Origin of the sequence: Erythrobacter sp. R86502 (assembly GCF_042466465.1) — a bacterium.
Classification (GTDB): domain Bacteria; phylum Pseudomonadota; class Alphaproteobacteria; order Sphingomonadales; family Sphingomonadaceae; genus Erythrobacter.
The window spans coordinates 641,552-661,980 of the sequence record NZ_JAXHCJ010000001.1; the positions used below are offsets into that span (position 1 = coordinate 641,552).

Consider the following 20,429-nt stretch of genomic DNA (forward strand, 5'->3'; position numbering starts at 1 on the left):
AAATGCAATACATCGGCTCCAACGGGGGACGGAAAATTGTTTGCCGCCTCTGGTCATTCGAAGGAGCGCGTGCGATGGCTACCCAATTGAAATTGGTGGAAGAGGACAAGAAAGCCGTGGACCGTCAAAAGGCTCTTGAAGCCGCGCTTGCGCAGATCGATCGTGCCTTTGGCAAGGGTTCGGCGATGAAGCTGGGTTCAAAGGAAGCGATGCAGGTCGAAGCTATTTCGACCGGCTCCTTGGGGCTCGATATTGCGCTCGGGATCGGTGGCTTGCCGCGTGGCCGGGTAATCGAAGTTTACGGGCCGGAAAGTTCGGGCAAGACCACGCTCGCGCTGCATGTCATTGCCGAAGCTCAAAAGATGGGCGGCACGGCTGCCTTCGTCGATGCAGAACACGCGCTTGATCCGGTTTATGCCAGGAAGCTGGGCGTAGACATCGATGAACTGATCGTCTCGCAGCCCGATACCGGCGAACAGGCGCTGGAAATCGTCGATACGCTGGTGCGTTCCAATGCCATTGATGTGCTGGTGGTCGATTCGGTCGCAGCTTTGGTGCCGCGCGCGGAAATCGAAGGTGAGATGGGGGATTCGCACGTTGGCCTTCAGGCCCGTCTGATGAGCCAGTCGCTCCGCAAGCTGACCGGCTCGATCAGCCGTTCGCGCTGCATGGTGATCTTCATCAATCAGCTGCGCATGAAGATCGGTGTGATGTACGGCAATCCCGAAACCACCACCGGCGGTAACGCGCTGAAGTTCTATGCCTCTGTCCGGCTCGACATTCGCCGCACTGGCCAGATCAAGGAACGCGATGAAATCACGGGCAACGCCACCCGCGTAAAGGTCGTCAAGAACAAGGTGGCCCCCCCGTTCAAGCAGGTCGAATTCGACATCATGTACGGCGAAGGCATCTCCAAGATCGGTGAGATTCTCGATCTTGGGGTCAAGGCAGGTCTTGTCGAAAAATCAGGCAGCTGGTTCTCGTATGATTCGATCCGGATCGGTCAGGGACGCGAAAACGCCAAGAACTATCTGAAGGAAAACAAGGAAGTTTGCGACCGATTGGAAGCTGCGATCCGCAGCCGCACCGATAAGGTCGCCGAGGAAATGATGGCAGGGCCGGACGCGGATTCTGACGACTGATCCTCAAGCGGGTTCATAGCCTGGAGGGTATGGCATCCTTAAGGCTATGCCATCAATGCCCGAACACCCGGAACGCCGGCTCGCGCTTTTCCCAAAGCCGCAAGCCGGCGTTTCGCGTTCGGGCTTCTGAAGGTTGCGGCTGCGAACAGGGAAGTTCAAAACAGAGACGGTATTGCGTGCGTATCTGTGACACGGCTGCAACGCTCGATATGCTCTTGCATCCGCGCTCCATTGCCTAAATCCGTTGCGTTGCCTAACTGCACAGCCATGACATCGACGAACGAAATCCGCCGCTCTTTTCTCGACTATTTTAGCAAGGCTGGCCACGCGGCCACGCCTTCGGCGCCGCTTGTGCCTTACAACGATCCGACTCTGATGTTCGTGAATGCTGGCATGGTGCCTTTCAAGAACATTTTCACTGGTCTTGAAACGCCGCCGTCGCCCCGTGCGGCCTCGTCGCAGAAATGCGTTCGCGCAGGCGGCAAGCACAATGACCTCGACAACGTCGGCTACACGGCGCGTCACCATACGTTCTTTGAGATGCTGGGTAACTTCTCCTTCGGCGATTATTTCAAGGAACAGGCGATCGAACACGCCTGGACATTGTTGACGCGCGAATGGGGTCTGCCCAAGGATCGGCTGACCGTCACAGTGTATCACACCGATGACGAAGCCTATGCCCTGTGGAAGCGTATCGCCGGACTTCCCGATGAACGCATTATCCGTATCACCACTGCTGACAATTTCTGGTCGATGGGCGACACCGGGCCATGCGGTCCATGTTCGGAAATCTTCTACGATCATGGCGATCATATTTTCGGCGGCCCTCCCGGCAGCCCCGATGAAGACGGCGATCGGTTTGTCGAAATCTGGAATCTGGTTTTCATGCAATATGACAGCCAGGCAGATGGCTCCCGGCGAGATTTGCCCAAGCCTTCGATCGACACCGGGATGGGGATCGAACGAGTCGCGGCGGTGTTGCAGGGCGTTCATGACAACTACGACACCGATACCTTCAAGGCCCTGATCTCAGCGTCAGAAGCGATCACCGGTGTTGCAGCAAACGGCGATGCTGCATCCAGCCACCGTGTTATCGCGGATCACCTGCGGTCCACCAGCTTTCTGATGGCCGATGGCGTGCTGCCATCGAACGAAGGGCGCGGTTATGTGCTGCGCCGGATCATGCGCCGCGCGATGCGCCACGCGCATCTTCTCGGCGCTGCCGATCCCTTGATGCATCGTCTGGTTCCGGCTCTGGTGACAGAGATGGGGCAGGCCTATCCCGAGTTGGTCCGCGGTCAGGCCTTGATCTCCGAGGTTCTTGAACGCGAAGAAACCCAGTTCCGCCGGACCCTAGACAAGGGTTTGAAGCTACTTGATGAGGCCACCGGAGACTTGTCGAACGGGGGCGAGCTTGACGGTGAGATCGCCTTCCGCCTCTATGATACGTACGGCTTCCCATACGATCTGACCGAAGATGCGCTTCGTGCGCGTGGTATCGATGTTGATCGGGCAGGTTTCGATACGGCAATGGCGCGCCAGAAGGCCGCAGCGCGGGCGGCGTGGAAAGGTTCAGGCGATGCGGCCTCGGGCGAGGTCTGGTTCGATATCGCCGAACGCGAAGGCGCGACCGAATTTACTGGATACGCGTCCACCAGCGGAGAGGGCCGGATCACCGCCATCATGAAAAACGGCGTTGAGGTGGCAAGCGCGGACGCTGGCGATGAAGTGACGGTGCTTACCAACCAGACGCCTTTCTATGGCGAAAGCGGGGGGCAGAACGGCGACGCTGGCACAATCTCCAGCGTCAATGGATTGCGGGCACGGGTCATCGATACGTCCAAACCATTGGGCCGGCTCCACGCTCACACCATTATCATTGAAAGCGGCACAGTCGCGGTTGGCGATACCGTCGAAATGAAGGTCGACGCCGAACGCCGCGATCGTATTCGTGCCAACCACTCGGCAACCCACCTTGTTCATGCAGCCTTGCGCAATCGTTTGGGCGGGCATGTGACGCAAAAAGGCAGCATGGTGGCCGATGATCGGTTGCGGTTCGATTTCTCGCACCCGGTTGCCTTGACACCGGAGGACATCGCCGCGGTCGAGGTCGAAGTAAATGCCGAAATCCGCGCCAACGAGACAGTTACTACACGTCTGATGACGCCAGATGACGCTGTAGCGGCGGGCGCTCTGGCACTCTTCGGCGAAAAATACGGTGAAGAAGTGCGCGTGCTTTCAATGGGACGCCCGGGCGGGGAGGGGCGCAACTATTCGGTAGAACTGTGCGGTGGCACCCATGTGCGCGCCACAGGGGACATCGGACTGTTCCGTATCGTGTCGGAAAGCGCAGTGTCTTCCGGTGTGCGCAGGATCGAGGCACTGACGGGCGAAAGCGCACGGCAATGGCTGATTGGCCGCGAAGAAGCGTTGAAGACTGCGGCATCGCTCATTCGTTCGACGCCCGACGACGTGCCAGTTCGGCTTGCCGCACTTCTTGACGAACGCAAGCGGCTCGAAAAGGAGTTGGGCGAAGCGAAGAAGGCGCTGGCACTCGGCGGGGGCGGGCCAACTTCGGCCGTCGCACCCGCCGATGAAAATATTGCTGGTGTAATGTTCAGCGGCCAGATCCTAGACGGGTTGGACCCCAAGGAATTGAGACCGCTGCTGGATGCTGCCAAACAGCGCTTGGGATCGGGCGTTGCCGTCGCCGTCGCTGTAAACGATGGCAAGGCAAGTATCGCAGCCGCTGTCACGGACGATCTAACTTCGCGTTTCAGCGCAGTTGATATCGTTAGGACCGGAGTTGAAGCCCTTGGCGGAAAAGGTGGCGGCGGCCGCCCCGACATGGCGCAGGGCGGAGGCCCCGATGGGGCCAAGGCGCAAAACGCCATGTCAGCGGTCAAAGCCCTCATCGCGGGCTAACCCGCCGCCTGATTGAATCAGCGCGACATGCCCGAAGCACGTCGAACGTCGCCTTCGGCACCCCGCGAAATGTCGCGACCGGGTTCGTTCACCCCTTCACGCTGGCCTTTCTTGTGCGCAGCATCGGGGGCATCCGTGCGCGTTTCAGGGCCGCGGTCCGCAGGATTGTTTGTTTTTTCCGGCTTACTCATGGAAAGTTCTCCTTCTCCAGAGATAAGCCGATGAACCTGGTAAAAGTTTCTCAGCTCGTCGTGCTGGTGCGCAGCTTCGGCTTTTCGCTAAGGCCTCCGTCGCGTTCCAGTTGTTCGCGAAACTCGTCGCGCTTGGCGTGGATCGATGCGATCACAGGGCCCATGGCGACGCCGATGTCGACCAGCACGGCTTCAGATAACTGGAGCGAGCTTTCCAACGTTTCCGGCACGGCATGGCTGGCGCCGGCACGGTACATCGCTGCGGCATGATCCGTGTCGCGTGCGCGTGCGACGATCAAAAGATCGGGGTAGGATTGGCGCAGCTTCGTTACCAATCGCTGCGCGAGAACGGGTTCGTCCATTGTCAGAACCACGGCAGGCGCTGCTTCAACACCTAACCGGGCGAGCGTATCGCCGCGGGCTGCGTCGCCGAAAATTGCGCGATATCCGTCGCGCTTGGCTTCGGTGATCAGATCGGGGTTCGCATCGATCATGACATAGGTTTTGCCGTGAGCCCGCATCATATCGGCCACCAACCGGCCCACACGGCCGCCGCCAACGATTATCGTGCGGGGCTCGTCTCCATCTTCGTCAGCGTCGGGAGCGATAACGCCGTCAACCTGGCGGGCCAGCATCGCACCCAATCTGGCCAGAACGGGAGTGACTGTCAGGCCGATTGCCGTGACCGTCTGCCAAAATCGTGCCGTTTCCGGGTCTAACACCAACGCACTTGTCGCTGCCGCGAGGACGATAAGGGTGGTTTCTGATGGAGAGGACATCAGCACGCCGGTTTCTGCGGCCGTACTGCGCCGTGCCCCCATCAGGCGCAGCAGGACGCCGGTGATGATCGCCTTGAAGGCCAGCACGCTGACAACGGCCAGTGTGAAGACCCCAATCTGCGCGCCGATATCGAACAGATTGATGCTCATCCCGACGGTAATCAGGAACACGCCAAGGGCAAGACCCTTGAAGGGCTCCATGATCTGTTCGACTTCGGTGTGATATTCGGTTTCGGCAATCAACAATCCTGCGATCAGAGCGCCCACAATGGGGGACAGACCCACAAGCGCCGTGGCGAGACTGGCACCGATTACCACCAACAGCGACGCCGCTAGAAACAGTTCGGGGCTTTTGGTACGGGCAGCCTGCGCAAACAGGCGGGGAAGAGCAAGCCGACCTGCAATCAACAGCACGGCGATGACCAGACCGCCCTGCCAAAGTGTCGTGACCATGCCTCCCCAACCGTCATCGGCCGCATTCGGCGCGAGCGCGCCAAGGATGAAGATGATCGGAACGATCATGATATCCTCGAACAGAAGCATTGAAAGTGCGGCGCGGCCGACGGGCGTTTTTGTCCCGGAAATTGGAAGCACGATGGCTGTTGAAGAAAAGGCCAGCGCAAAGCCCAGCGCGAGCGCCCCGGTCCAATCCATGCTGCCCGCCAATCCAAGGAACGCCGCGAGGGATGATCCGATGATCAGCAATTCAAGCGCGCCAAGCCCGAACACCAGCTTGCGCATCTGCCATAAGCGGTTGAAACTCAGCTCAAGCCCTATCGCAAAGAGCAGGAGAACAATGCCAAAATCGGCAAAGGGCGTGAGCCTGTCAGGATCGCTGATGGTGACGTAATAAAGCCACGGTATTCGTTCGACCAGCGAACCAAGACCATAGGGGCCAACCAGCACCCCGATCAGAATGAACCCGATGATGGGGGTTATGCGGAAACGGGCGAAAACGGGAATTACGATTCCCGCCGCGCCAAGGATGACCAGCGCGTCAGACAGGAACGGAGAGAAGGTTAGTTCGCCAGCCACGCCAGTTGCCTAGCGTGCAGCGCACGCAATGTCATCCGCCGCCCGCGCCATGCGGTCCGATCGGGCGCTTTTGGCCGGTGACATGCTGTTCGCCGAGTGGGTCCTTGATGTTCCCGACCCGCTTGTCCCATTCGATCCGGTAAAGATCGAAACGACGATCTGCGAGGTTCTGCACCGTGCCTTCGGCTCGTGCCCACGACAGGTCGGCAAGGTTCACGTCGCTGATGGTCAGCGTTTCCACATTCTCTGAAGCTTCTGCCGCAATACCATCGCGCGCGAAGGGAAAATCGCAAGGGGTGAGGATGCAGGACTGGGCGTATTGGATGTCCATATTGGCGACATTGGGCAAATTCCCGACATTGCCGCTCATCACCACGAAACACTGGTTCTCGATAGCGCGCGCCTGCGAACAGTAACGCACCCGCATGTAGCCTTGGCGGCTATCGGTGCAGAACGGCACGAAGATGATCCGTGCGCCTTCATCCACCAGCCGGCGCGCCAGTTCGGGGAATTCGCTGTCGTAGCAGATCAGCACGCCGATCGGCCCGCAATCGGTGGGAATGGCGTCGATCGAATCGCCGCCTTTCACGTTCCACCAATACGCTTCGTTGGGGGTAGGGTGGATCTTTTCCTGTGCGTGGATCGATCCATCGCGAAGGCACACATAGGCGACATTGTGGATGTCGCCGTCGGCCATGCGGGTGGGATGCGATCCGCCAATGATGTTGATATTGAACGACAGCGCCAGTTCGGACAATCGCTGGCGGATTCGTGGGGTGTAGTCGCTGAGCGCTTCGATCGCCTCCATCGGCGAAAGCTCACGGTCTTCGGCAGACAACAGCATCAGCGTGAACATTTCGGGGAAGACAATGAAGTCCGCTTCGTAGTCGGCGGCAACATCCACGAAATATTCGATCTGCTTCATGAATTCATCGAAGCCCGACACTGCGCGCGATTGCAGCTGACAGGTCGCGATACGAACGCTTTCGACGCCGCGTGGCAAACGATGCTTGGGGGGCGCATCGCCATCCACGTAAGGATTGCGCCACACCATCTTCACCGCATTTCCGCGGCTTGCCTTGTCTTCGGGAAGGTATTTGGGAAGAATGCCCGCAGGCTCGAAACCGTTGGCAAGTTGGAAACGCAGCACAGGATCGTGGATCTTGCTATCGATAACCTGCGCCAGATAATCTTCGGGCGTGTCCGCCCGATTGGTCTTGCGACGCTTGGCGCGGGCATAACCGGGCATCCGTCCACCGAAGACGATGCCTGTCAGATCAAGCTGTTCGGCGAGTTCCCGGCGTTCTTCGTAAAGCCGCCGGCCCAAACGGGTACCGCGCACCTGCGGGTCGACGCACATTTCGTCGCCGTAGAGCCAGTCTCCTGTGGGATCATGGCGGCTGCCAAAACCGTTGCCGGTGACTTCTTCCCACGTGTGATCGGATAAGGCGACCCGTTCGTCCAGTCGCATCGAGGCGCAGTAACCAACCACTTCGCCGTCCAACTTGGCGACGAAGCAGCCTTCGGGGTAATTGTTGATCTGACCCCGAATTTCGCCCTGGGTGTAGGCAGGCAAATCGTCATAGGCGCGGCGGACGAGGTCTCCGATCGCCCGCACGTCCTTGAGCTTGGCCTGACGGATTTCGAGCCGTGCTGTCGATTTGCTTGCCATAACCTTTTCGATCCGGGCCTCAGGCCCAGTTCGCCATTTCCTTTTCAAGGTTCTTGGTGACTGTCTCGAAGAACTGTTCGGTGGTCTGCCATGCCTGACCGGGACCGATCAACAGCGCCAGATCCTTGGTCATGTGGCCGTTTTCGACGGTCTGGACGCAGACCCGTTCCAGCGTCTCGGCGAACTTTACCACATCGGGCGTGCCATCGAACTTGCCGCGATACATCAAACCGCGCGTCCACGCGAAGATCGACGCAATCGGGTTGGTTGAAGTCGATTTGCCCTGCTGGTGCTGGCGATAATGACGCGTAACTGTGCCGTGCGCGGCTTCGGCTTCCACGGTCTTGCCATCGGGGCTGAGCAGCACCGAGGTCATCAGGCCAAGCGAGCCGAAGCCCTGCGCCACGGTATCGGACTGCACGTCGCCGTCGTAGTTCTTGCACGCCCACACGAACTTGCCCGACCACTTGAGCGCAGATGCGACCATGTCGTCGATCAGGCGGTGTTCGTAAACAATGCCGGCGTCCTTGAACTGCTGCGCAAAGCCTTCGGTGTCGAACACTTCCTGGAACAGGTCCTTGAAGCGCCCGTCATAGGCCTTCAGAATCGTGTTCTTGGTCGAAAGATAGACCGGCCAGCCGAGGTTGAGACCATAGTTGAAGCTGGCACGAGCGAAATCTCGGATCGAATCGTCGAGGTTGTACATCGCCATCGCCACGCCGGCGCTGGGGAAGTCGAACACGTCGAGATCGATCTTGGTGCCGTCATCGCCGTCAAAGACAAGACGCAGCTTGCCGGGGCCGGGGATCAGGGTGTCGGTGGCCTTGTACTGATCGCCAAAGGCATGACGGCCCACCACGATGGGGTCGGTCCAGCCCGGCACCAGCCGCGGCACGTTATCGATCACGATAGGTTCGCGGAAAACCACACCACCCAGAATGTTGCGGATCGTGCCGTTGGGCGACTTCCACATCTTCTTGAGGCCGAATTCTTCGACGCGCTGTTCATCAGGGGTGATGGTTGCGCACTTCACGCCCACGCCGTGCTGTTTGATCGCATTGGCGGAATCGACTGTGACCTGATCGTCCGTCGCATCGCGGTTTTCAATCGAAAGGTCGAAATACTTAAGATCGATGTCGAGGTAGGGCAGGATCAGCCTTTCGCGGATCCACTGCCAAATGATGCGGGTCATCTCGTCGCCGTCAAGTTCGACGACGGGGTTGGCGACTTTGATTTTGTCCATGGCTGTTGCCCTATCCTTCTTGCCCTGAACACGCAGATCGTCTGCGCAGGGCGACATGTGATCGACAGGAAGCTGTGTAAGATCCCGCGGCGGGCTTTAGCAGAGGAGGGCAGGCTTGCAAGGGGAGGGGGGCAAAGCAACGCCCACTCGCGTCCCACCTGCACAAGACGCAAAAAAGCCCGCCAAAGGGCGGGCTAATCGCAATCAACCGATGGTGGGCGTAGCAAGGATTGAACTTGCGACCCCTACGATGTCAACATAGTGCTCTACCACTGAGCTATACGCCCGCACCATCGGATCAGCCCCAAGTCGGGGCGGACGCGGCCCTTAACGCATGCTCTGGAACGGCGCAAGCAATTCGAAGCGATTACCCGCGTGCTGCATCAACTTCTTCGAAAACGCGCTCCACCTCGAGCACAAGGTCGCGCAGGTGGAAGGGTTTGGACAGCACCTTGGCCGCCGGTTGTTCGCGGCTTGCACGCAAGGAGACTGCGGCAAAGCCGGTAATGAACATCACCTTCGTGCGCGGCGAAATTTCGGCGCAGCGCTGGGCCAGTTCGATCCCATCCATTTCGGGCATGACGATGTCCGACAGCAGCAGATCGTAATCGCCGGTTTCCAGCAAGGGCACCGCTTCGGTACCGCGGTCCACGGCGCTGACGAAATAACCGGCGTTGGTCAGCGCCCGTTCGAGATAGGCGCGCATCGCGTCTTCGTCTTCGGCAAGAAGGATGCGGGGGGTGCGTGTCGCTGTCATGAAGGGCGCACTAGCAGAACGGGTTTAAGAAATCTTTGTCGCTCTGACCAATTCGCCGCATTGTAGTACAGTGGCGATGGCAGGGGGGAAGAAGACATTTTGACAGGATCGCGCAAACCCTGCAGCAAGGCTGGCAGAATGTCTCGTCCGCCCGGCCCCTCCCGATCCTTGTCCCCTTCTGTCCGTGCATCGGTCAGCGGCGGGGTAGTGCCGGGTCTGGGCGATGCGCCAGCCTTCACGCTGACCACCCCGCCACGCATGAGCCTGCCGGTGCTGATCGCGGTTCCTCATGCGGGAAGGGCCTATCCCGCTGCCGTCACTGCCCGAATGCGCGACCCCGTGTTGGCGCCATTGCGACTTGAAGATCGCCATGTTGACCGGCTTGGTGTGGCCATTGCCCGAGAAACAGGCGCGGCCTTGCTGGTGGCTCACGCTCCGCGCGCCATGCTTGATCTGAACCGGGCTGACGATGATATCGATTGGGACATGGTCGAAGGGGGCCGGCCACACGGAACATTGCCCTCGGGCCCTGGGCAATACGGCAACGCACGGGCGCGCAGCGGGCTGGGGCTGGTGCCGCGCCGGATACCGGGTTCGGGCGAAATATGGCGCGGGCGGCTTTCGCATGGCGATCTGGTGGAGCGGATCGACAATATCCACCGCGCCTATCACGCCGCCCTGTCGGGAGCATTGCAGCGCATTCGCGACGAATGGGGCGCAGCCTTGCTGATCGACCTGCATTCGATGCCGCCGCTTCGACCTGCCGAAGGGCAGTCTTGTGCGCCGGTACTGGTGCTTGGCGATCGGTTTGGCGCATCATGTCACAACGCGTTGACAGGCCGGGCGCTCGCTCATCTGGATCGGCGCGGGGTGTCAGCGGCGCAGAACCGCCCGTATTCGGGGGGCTACGTTCTCGACCGTCACGGGATGCCGGGAACAGGAATACATGCGATGCAGATCGAGGTCTGCCGGGCAACCTATCTTGATCGACGGATGGCTGAGCCGGGGCCGGGCCTTCCGGCGATGGCGGCCGTCCTTTCAGGCCTAACGCGGGAACTGGGCGCAGAGGCGGCCTTGCTTGGCGGTCAGGACAATCAGCGCCAGGCCGCCGAGTAGCCCGGAACATCTGACCCTGCCAAAACGGGCAGGCGGCATGATGCCGGCCTGCCCATCATGTCTTTTGCACCGATTTGCCGAACAGGATCGTCCGGCACCGGCAAATCAGTTAAGCACAGGCGCCGGCCCGCCATCATTCGTCAACGGCACCTTGCCTTGGGCAAGCTGGCGTTCAAACAAGGTGCGCATCAGGTTCAGCGAGAACAGGTGCGCATAGATCAGCATCAGCATCCCGTTCTTGGCCAGCGTATCGAGCTTCTCGGGCGTCAATTCACGCAGCTTGGCTTCGTCGACCATGCGGAAACCGCGATAGACGAAGGGCTTGTCGGGCATGTCATTGCGGGTGATCGCGATTTCGCCATCCATCAGAATGTCGAGCTTGGCCAGTTCGTCCATGAACAACTTCGTGCGCTGGCCGGCTTCTTCAAAACGACGGCAGAAATCGAGCACGCCCTGCGTGTAATCGGTGGGCTGACCTTCCGCATTGAAGATCGCAACGCCGTCTTCGGTCTTGCCAACAAGGCCAGCGGTCGGATCGAAGCACAAGGACATGTCGTCATTGCCCTGCTGAAGCTTGGCAAGGATGAACGGGTAACGGCGGGCATAGGCAGGCAGGTACACCGGCTGGTTAAGCTTCATGTCGTCACCGACGAAGGTGTTCACACCTTCGTTCAGACCGAACAGGGCAATCGGAAGCGGATTTTCACCAGCGGTGAACACGATCGGAAAGTCACGTTGAGCGTCAACGAATTCGTCCGATGTCAACGGGATCGCATGGGTTGCTGCAAGGTAGGCAGCACTGTCAAGCGAACCGGCTTTCCAGTCGGCATGATCGCGGCTGTTGAGCGGCAGGAGGTCATTGTAGAACAACGGAAGTTGCGGTTGCGGCGCGCTGGCCATGACGTCGTCTCCGAAAAACGGTGATGGAAAATCCCCTCGACGGAACATGGTGCCACCGCCGAAAGCGCCGCCCTTAAGGCAGTGCTGCGGTGCGTGCAAGCGGCGCTGGTCAGCGCTTTGCCCCGGCGGGCAGCAGTTTCCCCGGATTCAGCAGATCAGCAGGATCAAGCGCTGCTTTCACCCGGGCCATCAATGCCAGTGACACCGGATCGTGAAGCCGCATCAGTTCGGCTACCTTCATCTGCCCGATGCCGTGTTCGGCGCTGATCGATCCGCCCCATTGCGCGACCAGATCATACACCCGTGCGCTTACCACCTTACCGTGTGTGTTTTCCCACTCGCCGCGCACGGCATGCGCGGGGGCCAGCACGTGAAAGTGGACATTCCCATCACCCAGATGCCCGAAGGCGACCGCACGGGTGCCGGGAAATTCCGCTTCGATCGCGGGAGACGCCGCAAGGATGAATTCGGGCATCTTGTCCACTGGTACCGAAATATCATGCTGCATCGCCGGGCCAAGTGCCCGCTCGGCAGCTGAAATGCCGTCGCGCAACGCCCAGAAAGCGTCGGCCTGCGTTTCATTGGCGGCGATGACGGCATCAATGACCAGCCCCTGCTCCATCGCTGCGCCAAGGCTCGTTTCCAGCATGGCGTTCAGCCCGGAAGAATCGGTGGTGGCAGAAGCGCATTCGATAAGCGCGTTCCAGGCGTGACGATCCGCCAAGGGAGCGCGTGCCGATGGCTGGTGCGCAAGCACCGATTCGAGACAGTGCGCAGGTACGACCTCAAAGCCTTCCAGTGATTCGCCCAGCGCCCGCTCCATCTGCCGCAGCAAGGTTCGGGCTTCAATGATCCCGTTGAGGCCCACCCACGCGGTCGCACGCCCAATCGGCGCGGGAAGCAGGCGCAGGCAAGCGGCGGTAACAATGCCGAGCGTCCCCTCCGACCCGATGAACAGCTGTTTGAGATCGAAGCCGCGATTGTCCTTTTTCAAGGGCGTCATCAAATCAACCAGCTCGCCCGATGCCAGCACCGCCTCAAGACCGAGAACCTGCGCACGCATTGTGCCGTGGCGCAAAACCTGCGTGCCCCCGGCGTTGGTGGCGATCAAGCCTCCAATCGTGGCCGACCCCTTGCCTCCCAGCGTGAGCGGAAAACGCAAGCGCGCTGCCTCGGCTGCTTCGTGAAGGGTTTGAAGCACCACACCCGCTTCACAAACCGCCTGACCGCTCGCCGCATCGATGCTGCGAATTTGATCCAAGCGGCGCAGCGAAAGCAACAGGGCTGTCCCGCTCGCATCGGGGGTTGCTCCGCCTGCCATACCGCTGTTCCCACCCTGGGGGACGATCGCGATGCCATGCGCAGCGCACAGTGTGACCAACGCGGCAACCTGCGCGCTGGATGCCGGTGATGCCAGCGCCAGCGCCCGGCCAGTGTATCGCCCGCGCCAGTCGGTCAGCCATGAGTCCATCTTGTCAGGATCGGTCGTGAAGCCCTTGTCGCCCAGAAGGTTACGGGCGTTCAAGAGAAAGCGGGCAACCGCTTCATCGCGGCTTGAGGGCAGGGGGGGCTCTGTCATTGTGTCCCCCATGCCACAGTCGGCGCCCATTTCGCCACAGCTTTTGCAGGCCATTGCGTCCCAGTTAAGGCATGGTTCAATCGCCGGTGCTAGTGACGGGGTTCAGTATGCGCGGCGCTTATCGGTCGCAAAGGAGAATCTTTCCCGATCATGGACAGCCTCTTGGCCTTTGCGGCGCCTTTGACGCTGTTGGTGCCTGTGTTGGCGAGCACGGGTGACGGTCAGAACAGGGATGCCCGGTCCGCGCCCCGATGCAGCATGGCCGACGTTGCCGAAAGCCCCGTGACTGCCGCGCCAATCAATCCGCTTTCCGCTATGCGTCAATCGTCGATCAGCCGTCAGGTTCGAATTGAACAACGCGTGGTGGTGCGCATCGCGCCGCAATCGGCGGTTACGCGGCGCAGCCTGTTGGCCGACGTGCCACAGCGCGCGGTTGCTCCCCGTTTCGAGGAACGGGACAAGGAAAAATGCGTCCCGCTTGATGGCATCGCTGGCGTGCAGACAGGCAGCGGCAATCGTCTGGTGCTTTACCTGCGGGACCGTCGGATGATTTCGGTCAGCTTGGAAAAATCGTGTCGCGCCCGTGACTTTTATTCAGGCTTCTATGTCGAGAAGAACAAGGACGGGCGTTTGTGCGTGGATCGCGACAAGCTGCAATCGCGCACCGGCGCGCGCTGCGAAGTCGACACCATGCGTCAACTTGTCCAGGTTGAAAGTTGATCAAACTTGCTGTCAGGTGCGATTTCTTGACTTTTGTAGTCATTTGAAGGAAAGGCCGGGCAGCCCGATGCCGCGCTTGTCGCACGCCGGGTTTTAATCCCGGCAGTAACCCTGCCCGCAATTCTCGGACACAACACACCGCATGACTTTTGCCGATCTCGGCCTTTCACCCGAATTGCTCAAAGCCGTCGAAGACGCGGGCTATTCAACGCCCACCGCGATTCAGGCGCAGGCCATTCCGACCGTCTTGATGATGCGCGACCTGATCGGCATTGCCCAGACCGGCACTGGCAAAACTGCAAGCTTCGTGCTGCCGATGATCGACGTGATGGCCTCGGGCCGCCGCAGGGCGCTGATGCCGCGGTCGCTCATTCTCGAACCTACCCGCGAACTTGCCGCACAGGTCGCCGAGAACTTCGAGAAGTACGGCAAGAACCACGATCTGAAAATGGCGCTGCTGATCGGCGGCGTGCAGATGGGTGACCAGCTCAAAGCCTTGTCCGACGGGGTCGACGTGCTGATTGCCACACCGGGCCGGCTGATGGACCTGTTCGAACGCGGCAAGATCATGCTCAACGGCTGCGAATTGCTGGTGATCGACGAGGCTGACCGGATGCTCGACATGGGCTTCATCCCCGACATCGAATTCATCTGTTCCAAATTGCCTGAAACGCGCCAGACGATGCTGTTTTCGGCCACCATGCCCCCGCCGATCGAAAAACTGTCCAAGAAATTCCTGACCAATCCCAAGCGGATCGAAGTTAGCCGTGCGGCTTCTACCAATTCCGACATCACCGCTTTCAAGGTGCCGGTGAAATCGCGGGCGAAGAAAGACACGCTGCGCTGGTTTCTTGAAAATGATTTGGTGGAAACCGCGATCATCTTTGCCAACCGCAAGACAACCGTGCGCGAACTCAATCAGAGCCTGAACCGCCTCGGCTTCAAGTCTTCCGAAATCCACGGCGACATGGACCAGTCGAGCCGGATCAAGGAACTGGACCGCTTTAAGGCGGGCGAGGTCAATATTCTGGTTGCATCGGATGTTGCGGCGCGCGGACTGGACATCAAGGGTGTGAGCCACGTGTTCAATTACGACACGCCCTGGCACCCCGATGATTACGTCCACCGCATCGGCCGCACGGGCCGCGCTGGCGCCAAGGGCCGGGCCTTCACCTTCGTTTCCGAAGAAGACGCCGAAGCGATCAGCAACGTCGAAAAGTTAACGGGCAGCGCCATCAACGTTTTCGGCAAGGACGATGTTCGGGTCGATCTCAGCGAGATGATGGCCAAGGCTGACGCTGAGAAAGCGGATGAGCCGGAAAAGGAAGAACGCGAAGAGCGTGCCGAGCGCAAGCCGCGCCGCGCTCGCACCGACGCCGCGTCGCGTGAAGAGGCGGCACCCGCAGAAGCACAGAAAACGCGTCCGCGCCGCGAAAAATCCGGTTCCCGCCCTGATCGCGTGGCCACAGGCGACGAACGCAAACCTCGTCGCCGCCATGACGAGGATGACGCGCCTGTTCCTGCGGGCGAATGGAACGGGCCCCGTCCGAATTTCCTCGATGTGGGGTTTGGCCGGTAGCTTCGCGGCTGACCGTGGGGGTGGCTACCCCACCACGGTCACGAAACTGTCCAGCACGCGCTTTTCGCCCAATTCTTCGAACATGATCGTAAGCTTGTTGCCTTCCTGATCGATGACGCAGCCGGTTCCGAACTTGGCATGTGTCACCATCGCGCCGATCGTCACATCGCTGCGGGCAGGCGCGGCAAAACTTGCGGCCGATCGGGTGTTTTCGCGCACGCGCACAGGCTTCGTGTCATAACCTGACGCAATCGCACGCTGCCACCCGGGGCCGCGCTGCTGTGCGCGTTCCGGACGATCGCGGGCAACATGCGCGAACGGATCATCCTGCTCGCTCCAATTGGCACGCCACAGCGAAGCGCCGCCGGTCAACGTGGTTTCCTGTTCGATATGCTCTTCCGGCAAATCCTCGATAAAGCGCGAGGGGATCGAGCTCGTCCATTGCCCATAGATCCGGCGGTTTGCTGCATGCAAAATCGTGCAGTGCCGCCTTGCCCGGGTAATGGCTACATAGGCAAGCCGGCGTTCCTCTTCGAGACTGGCAAGCCCGCCTTCGTCGATCGCGCGTTGCGACGGGAACACGCCTTCTTCCCACCCCACGCAAAAGACATTGTCGAACTCAAGACCCTTGGCAGCGTGGATTGTCATGATCGTTACCGTTTCTTCGGCATCCGATCGGTCATTGTCCATCACAAGGCTGACGTGTTCAAGGAAGTGACCAAGACTGTCGTAATCTTCCATCGCACGCGCAAGTTCGGTCAGGTTTTCGGCGCGGCCTGCGCTTTCGGGTGACCGGTCGTTGGACAGCATCGCGTTGTAGCCCGATTCTTCCAGAACCAGCCGCAGCAAATCTGACGGCGTCATCGTGTCGGCAAGACCACGCCAATGCAGAAATTGCTGCATCAGTCCGCCGATGGTGTTTGCCGTCCGCTTGGGCAGTTCATCGCTATCCGCCAATTGCAGCGCAGCCGCTGCCAGCGGCAGGCCCGTCCGGCGGGCGTGGCTGTGCATCTGCTCCAGCGCCTTGGCGCCAAGCCCGCGCTTGGGCTGGTTGTGGATGCGTTCAAACGCCAGATCGTCCTGCGGCTGCGCAATCAGACGAAGATAGGCCAGCGCATCGCGAATTTCGGCGCGTTCGTAAAAGCGAAAGCCGCCAATGATGCGGTAATTGATCCCGATCTGGATGAAGCGGTCTTCAAATTCACGCGTCTGGTATTGTGCCCGAACCAGAATAGCGACCTGGTTAAGCGGCGCGCCTTCTCGTTCAAGCCGTTCGATGGTTTCGCCCACCCGGCGCGCTTCTTCGGGCGCGTCCCAGACCCCGATCACCTTGACCTTGTCGCCGCCGTTGACCTCGGTCCACAACGTCTTGTCATGCCGCTGAGAATTGGCGCGGATCAGCCCGGACGCCGCCCCAAGGATATGCGGGGTCGACCGATAATTCTGTTCAAGCCGGATGACCGCGGCACCCGGAAAATCCTTTTCAAATCGCAGGATATTGGCGACTTCTGCACCGCGCCATGAATAGATCGACTGATCGTCGTCGCCGACCACGCAGATGTTCTTGTGTTCCTGCGCAAGCAGCCGCAGCCACAGGTACTGGACGGCGTTCGTGTCCTGATATTCGTCCACCATGATATAGCGGAAGCGGCGCTGGTAATCGGACAGGATGTCGCGGTGCTGTTTCAGGATGTTCAGCATATGCAGCATCAGATCGCCGAAATCGCAGGCGTTCAGCGCCTTCAATCGTTCCTGATAACGTGCATAAAGCTGCGCGCCCTTGCCATTGGCGTAAGCTTCGTTTTCGGCGGCATCGAGATCGGCCGGGTTCAGTCCGCGATTTTTCCAGCGGTCGATCAGGCCTGACAATTGCCGGGCAGGCCAACGCTTTTCATCAAGTTCCGCTTCGGTGATAAGCGCCTTTAGTAACCGTAGCTGATCGTCGGTGTCGATGATGGTGTAATTGGCTTGCAACCCCACCAGTTCGGCGTGGCGTCGCAGCATCTTTGCGCAGATCGAGTGAAATGTGCCCAGCCATGGCAACCCTTCAGCCTGCGGGCCGAGATGATGGGCCACCCGTTCACGCATTTCGCGTGCGGCCTTGTTGGTGAAGGTGACGCAAAGGATCTGCGATGGATAGGCGCGGCCCGTTGCGACCAGATGCGCCAGCCGCGATGTGAGCGCAGCGGTTTTGCCAGTGCCCGCGCCTGCCAGCATCAGCACCGGCCCTTCTGTCGTGAGGACCGCGGCGCGCTGAGGAGGGTTCAGACGCGCGGCATAGGCGGGCACCGCTGCAGCGCCGGAATCGCGTGCGGGAAGGGGGGTGGGCATATTGTCACTCATGATATCGTGCGAACAGGTAGGGAACAATTGCCGAAGGGGCAAGCGAACAGAGGCGGGAATGGTCAATTGATCAGCCAACCCGAAATTCGGCCTGCCGCTTTTCAGCCACAATTGGCGATGGATGGTGGCCCGGACAGGCTGCCTGCCCCGGCGTTGGGATTGTGTCTGACCCGCGCAGCCCCATACTTGAAATGGTCCGGTCAGCAGGGAAGCCATCGGCTGGACATGCTTTTTGCGTTCGTCATGTCTGGGTCAAAAGAATTGGAGAAACCCATGCATAAATATCTGAATACGTTCGGCCTCTCTGCTATCGCTTTGGCATTTGCGACGGCACCGGCATTGGCAAGTGCGCAGGATCAGGCAATGCCAGCGCCGCCGCCAGCAGCTGCGCCCGGAACCGATACGGCCCCGGCTGATGCGGCTTCCATGCCGGCAATGAACGGAACAGCCGCGCCAACCACGACCGAAGCCCCGGCTCCGATGCCTACCACGGCACCGCTACCAGCACCGACCGCCGATCAAATGGCGTCGATGGAGGCCTGGCCGCAAGATCAGCAAGCAGCCTACGATATGTGGGCACCTGAAACGCAGAACTATTTCTGGTCGCTGTCGCAAGATCGTCAGGATATCTTCTGGCGTCTGACTGATGACGACAAGGCTGCACTGACACGCCTGACCGAAGCCCAGCGCGAATCCGCCTGGTTTCAGATCAAGACCAAGCTTGAACAGATGGGCGCTTAATCCGCGCCTGCCCCAATCGCCGGGTCGGCATCGGGCGCCGCCAGCTTCAACAGGCTGAGCTTGCCCTTTCCGACCCGGCGTTCGGCTTCGAGGGCCAGTCCCTTGACGCTGAAATCTTCCTTGAAGCTGGTTTCCACCGCGATCCAGGTTTCCGGCCCGATCCACCCCAGGCGCATCAAGCGATCCAGCGACACTTCGCCAGCGCCCGAGTTATACGGTGGGTCAGCGAGGATAAGGTCGAGCGGGCGCTGCGCCGCCCGCAGTTGCATCACCGACCCCGTCTCAACCCGCGACCGTGTGAGCGCATCAAGCGCCGCGATATTGCCGCGGATGACATCGACCGCAGCGCGATCCTGTTCAACAAACAGGCAATGCGCTGCCCCGCGTGACAATGCTTCCAGCCCCAGCGCGCCCGAACCGGCAAACAGATCGGCGACCTGCAATCCTTCAAAATCACCAAGCCGGCTTGTCAGCATGGCGAAAAGCGTCTCGCGCGCACGATCAGCGGTGGGACGCGTGCTTTCGCCCTTGGGCGCGGCCAGCTTCCGTCCGCGCCAGTCGCCTGCAATAATCCTCATTTGCGAGGCCCGCGCGGCGGCGCTGATGGCGTATTGCCGCGTGTCGATGGCGGACGCTTGCGCGACCCTGCGCTGGAGCGCGATGATCCGGGCCCGGTTGGTCCGCGGCGCGGCGCATTGGTCAGCACCTCGCGCCCCTTTGCAGGTGCCACTGGCGGCTTGGCCCCGCGGCGCTGCGGTTTCCTGTCCGCGTCGGCATCGGTGCGCGAAGCGGCAGGTGCAAATGCCGGATCGGACCGCGTCGGCCGCACGGCAGGCGCGTTGCGCGGCGTTGGCCGGGGCGGACGAGCGGGCCTGGCGGCGTCGATTGCGATTTTCTCCGCCTTTTTCACGCCTCCACGCGGGATGGGCGCACCGGTCATTTCGGAGATGAAATGCGCCGTAGGCTTGCCAGTCAGCTCAACCGCCAGCCCCCGCGGCAGATCGCCAAGATTGAAGGGGCCGTATCCGGTGCGGATCAGACGATTGACCTGCAAGCCGAGATGTTCGAGCACATTGCGAACTTCACGATTCTTACCTTCGGTGATTGTCATTTCGACCCAGAGATTGCGGCCAGCCGACCGCTCCAGATTGGCATTGATCGGGCCATAGCGAACGCCATCGATTTCGATCCCGTCCATCAGGCCTTCAAGCTGTTCCTGCGATACGGCTCCGAATGCGCGGGCGCGGTAGGTGCGGGGAACCTCGGTCGCGGGCAGTTCCATGGTGCGTTTGAGACCGCCATCGTTTGTCAGCAGCAGCAGGCCTTCGGTGTTCATATCAAGCCGCCCGATCGGCATAAGCCGCGGCGTATCCTTGGGCAGAGCGTTGCGCAGCGCGGTGTATATCGTCGGCCGGCCAGCAGGATCGCGTTCGGCGGTGATGAGCCCGGTTGGCTTGTGGAACGCGAACAGGCGCGTGGCTTCAGCGGCGGCAACCGGATTGCCATCAACGGTCACGCCTCGCAAACTGGCAAGAATGGTTGCCGGCGTATGCAGCACCTTGCCATCCAGCGCCACGCGGCCTTCTGCAATCATCCGTTCGATCTCGCGCCGGCTGGCGATACCGGCACGGGCAAGCAATTTGGCGATACGGTCGCCTTCGGGGCGTCCTTCGGAACGGGGGGGCTGGGTGGGCATGGCGCGCGCCT

General features: G+C 60.4%; 16 protein-coding genes and 1 tRNA gene. 6 read left to right on the forward strand and 11 right to left on the reverse strand.

The window, feature by feature from the left end; genetic code table 11:
- The first annotated feature begins 74 nt into the window (after positions 1-74).
- Entirely contained in the window at positions 75-1,142 is a 1,068-nt protein-coding gene (gene recA / locus SJY33_RS03075; protein ID WP_379921073.1) for a recombinase RecA, read from the forward strand.
- A 267-nt stretch (positions 1,143-1,409) separates the two neighbouring features.
- On the forward strand, positions 1,410-4,067 hold the full coding sequence (alaS, locus tag SJY33_RS03080) for an alanine--tRNA ligase (RefSeq protein WP_379921074.1): 2,658 nt from the start codon (positions 1,410-1,412) through the stop codon (positions 4,065-4,067).
- 17 nt (positions 4,068-4,084) lie between these two features.
- On the opposite strand, the gene SJY33_RS03085 is transcribed toward alaS, so the two are convergent.
- From SJY33_RS03085 to cpdR, 6 genes are all read right to left on the reverse strand, one after another.
- A complete protein-coding gene (locus SJY33_RS03085; RefSeq protein ID WP_379921075.1) occupies positions 4,085-4,258 on the reverse strand; it encodes a hypothetical protein in 174 nt (57 codons plus the stop codon).
- Between the two features lie 50 nt (positions 4,259-4,308).
- Complete coding sequence (locus SJY33_RS03090; RefSeq protein WP_379921076.1) at positions 4,309-6,072, reverse strand: cation:proton antiporter; 1,764 nt, start codon at positions 6,070-6,072, stop codon at positions 4,309-4,311.
- Positions 6,073-6,103: 31 nt separating this feature from the next.
- Entirely contained in the window at positions 6,104-7,744 is a 1,641-nt protein-coding gene (locus SJY33_RS03095) for a GNAT family N-acetyltransferase (RefSeq protein WP_379921077.1), read from the reverse strand.
- A 19-nt stretch (positions 7,745-7,763) separates the two neighbouring features.
- Entirely contained in the window at positions 7,764-8,987 is a 1,224-nt protein-coding gene (locus SJY33_RS03100) for an NADP-dependent isocitrate dehydrogenase (protein WP_379921078.1), read from the reverse strand.
- Positions 8,988-9,199: 212 nt separating this feature from the next.
- Positions 9,200-9,274 (reverse strand) — tRNA-Val (locus tag SJY33_RS03105).
- Between the two features lie 80 nt (positions 9,275-9,354).
- The gene (cpdR, locus tag SJY33_RS03110) at positions 9,355-9,744 is read right to left on the reverse strand and encodes a cell cycle two-component system response regulator CpdR (RefSeq protein WP_379921079.1); all 390 of its coding nucleotides are present in this window, start codon (positions 9,742-9,744) and stop codon (positions 9,355-9,357) included.
- A gap of 138 nt (positions 9,745-9,882) precedes the next feature.
- On the opposite strand from cpdR, the gene SJY33_RS03115 reads away from it, so the two are divergent.
- Positions 9,883-10,860 (forward strand): N-formylglutamate amidohydrolase, encoded by a 978-nt coding sequence (locus tag SJY33_RS03115; RefSeq protein WP_379921080.1) that lies wholly within the window; start codon positions 9,883-9,885, stop codon positions 10,858-10,860.
- 105 nt (positions 10,861-10,965) lie between these two features.
- Here the strand turns inward: SJY33_RS03115 and SJY33_RS03120 are convergent, their stop codons facing one another.
- Positions 10,966-11,760 carry a SapC family protein gene (locus tag SJY33_RS03120; RefSeq protein WP_379921082.1) on the reverse strand — a complete coding sequence of 265 codons (795 nt, stop codon included), beginning with the start codon at positions 11,758-11,760 and terminating at the stop codon, positions 10,966-10,968.
- A gap of 109 nt (positions 11,761-11,869) precedes the next feature.
- On the reverse strand, positions 11,870-13,339 hold the full coding sequence (locus SJY33_RS03125) for an FAD-binding oxidoreductase (RefSeq protein ID WP_379921083.1): 1,470 nt from the start codon (positions 13,337-13,339) through the stop codon (positions 11,870-11,872).
- A 150-nt stretch (positions 13,340-13,489) separates the two neighbouring features.
- Here SJY33_RS03125 and SJY33_RS03130 point away from each other — a divergent pair, with 150 nt between their 5' ends.
- Complete coding sequence (locus SJY33_RS03130; RefSeq protein WP_379921084.1) at positions 13,490-14,059, forward strand: hypothetical protein; 570 nt, start codon at positions 13,490-13,492, stop codon at positions 14,057-14,059.
- Between the two features lie 142 nt (positions 14,060-14,201).
- Positions 14,202-15,638, forward strand: a complete 1,437-nt coding sequence (locus tag SJY33_RS03135) for a DEAD/DEAH box helicase (RefSeq protein ID WP_379921085.1) — start codon at positions 14,202-14,204, stop codon at positions 15,636-15,638.
- A gap of 24 nt (positions 15,639-15,662) precedes the next feature.
- Here SJY33_RS03135 and SJY33_RS03140 read toward each other — a convergent pair whose 3' ends face one another.
- On the reverse strand, positions 15,663-17,981 hold the full coding sequence (locus SJY33_RS03140) for an ATP-dependent helicase (RefSeq protein ID WP_379921086.1): 2,319 nt from the start codon (positions 17,979-17,981) through the stop codon (positions 15,663-15,665).
- Positions 17,982-18,254: 273 nt separating this feature from the next.
- Here SJY33_RS03140 and SJY33_RS03145 point away from each other — a divergent pair, with 273 nt between their 5' ends.
- Positions 18,255-18,722: a hypothetical protein gene (locus SJY33_RS03145; protein WP_379921087.1), complete on the forward strand. Its 468-nt coding sequence runs from the start codon at positions 18,255-18,257 to the stop codon at positions 18,720-18,722.
- On the opposite strand, the gene rsmD is transcribed toward SJY33_RS03145, so the two are convergent.
- A complete protein-coding gene (gene rsmD / locus SJY33_RS03150; RefSeq protein WP_379921088.1) occupies positions 18,719-19,300 on the reverse strand; it encodes a 16S rRNA (guanine(966)-N(2))-methyltransferase RsmD in 582 nt (193 codons plus the stop codon). The two genes, SJY33_RS03145 and rsmD, sit on opposite strands and share 4 nt — an antisense overlap.
- Positions 19,297-20,418 carry a pseudouridine synthase gene (locus SJY33_RS03155; RefSeq protein WP_379921089.1) on the reverse strand — a complete coding sequence of 374 codons (1,122 nt, stop codon included), beginning with the start codon at positions 20,416-20,418 and terminating at the stop codon, positions 19,297-19,299. Before SJY33_RS03155 ends, rsmD begins: the two co-directional genes overlap by 4 nt.
- Positions 20,419-20,429 lie beyond the last annotated feature (11 nt).